We start from the raw sequence: 943 nt of genomic DNA, 5'->3' as shown, positions 1-943 counted from the left end.
GAGGGTGTTGCAAAACTAAAATAAATATGCAATGTTATGAATCAGAAAAACTAGCTGAACATGCAGTAGATAGCGATTTTGACCATACCAACGTGGCTGTTCCAGCCCTTTATCTTTGAGATTGCTAAACTGTTGTTCAATTTTCCCGCGCTCTTTCATCAACTGTTTCCCAAAGACTGTATTTACAAAATGTGATAACACACGGCGGTGTGAACTTTTAATTTGTTCGCCATTTCGTGGGTTAATGGGATTTACCGGAAAGATATCACACGTACTTGCTATTTTATAAATGGATTGGCTATCATAAGCAGCGTCTGCAACGGAAAACAACACATCTTGGCCTTCTATGTCTTGAAGTAATACAGGAGCCATCTTACTATCGTGTATGTTTGCTGTTGTAAATGTGTAAGACAACACAACACCTTCTGGTGTTGAACAAACATGAGCTTTATATCCTCTATACCAACCATAACGAGTCGATCTTCCCCACCTTGCTTGTGAATCATACAAACTACTCCGTAAGGCTGTGCTATCAATTAAAACACACGGAATGAGTCCTAAATTAAGCTCCTGAAGAATCTTTTCATGAATGGCTGGAATACCTTCTTTACGAAACCAAGCGCCTACACGCGAAAAAGTAGAAATATGGGGAACAAAAGATAGACCACAAGATGCACGAAAAGAAGGATACTGATGCAAAAAACGGTTTAATTTACGTAAAGAGTCGATTTGGAATACGGTTTTCAAGAAAAAACATTTCAGTAAAGCTTTTCTACATATTGGTGGGCGGCCTGTAACAGGCGGAACGCCTCCTATGGTTAAACTGTCTACATATGCAAATAAAATCTGTAAAATGGATTGATTCTGATCAAAATTGGTTATCATACTAGTAAATCCGTCCTTTCTAGGGATAGTTTGGCTTACTATCATTCTTCCAGGAAAA

At 38.4% G+C, this 943-nt stretch carries 1 protein-coding gene; it reads right to left on the bottom strand.

The genetic code is table 11. The features are described 5' to 3' along the window. Positions 1-15 precede the first annotated feature (15 nt). A complete protein-coding gene (locus RT27_RS20765; protein ID WP_043937287.1) occupies positions 16-885 on the bottom strand; it encodes an ISNCY family transposase in 870 nt (289 codons plus the stop codon). Positions 886-943 lie beyond the last annotated feature (58 nt).

The organism is Bacillus sp. L_1B0_5, from assembly GCF_000836715.1.
Classification (GTDB): Bacteria; Bacillota; Bacilli; order Bacillales; family Bacillaceae_G; genus Bacillus_A; species Bacillus_A thuringiensis_S.
Note: the sequence above shows the minus strand (reverse complement) of the source record. Positions and strands in the feature narration are given on the sequence as shown.

Coding starts and splice junctions, on each gene's coding strand:
- RT27_RS20765 (WP_043937287.1), bottom strand. CDS start 885: ATGATAACCAATTTTGATCAGAATCAATCCATTTTACAGATTTTATTT.